1 pseudogene is annotated in these 217 nt (G+C 45.6%); it reads right to left on the reverse strand.

What is annotated here, in order from left to right:
- Nucleotides 1-217: pseudogene (locus LKX83_RS33385) on the reverse strand (RIP metalloprotease RseP); the annotation flags it as partial.

Here is a 217-nt window from a genome sequence, read left to right on the forward strand (position 1 = left end):
TGGTGCAATCTGCGTCTCTTGATTATGCTGTACAATCATCGCCTGTGGATGCACAGTGTATTGGACATCTTCTCCGTCCTCAATACCGCGAATAAACAGACGATGCTCAAAATCCGTCTCTTCAGCCGTAATTACGGCTGCCTCTGGATAATTGCGGATATTGGTCAGAATCATACGAACAACATTGCCCTCTTTATCGAAAAGCAAGCCTACATCC

Source organism: Cohnella baijiui (genome assembly GCF_020731285.1).
Taxonomy (GTDB): Bacteria; Bacillota; Bacilli; order Paenibacillales; family Paenibacillaceae; genus Cohnella.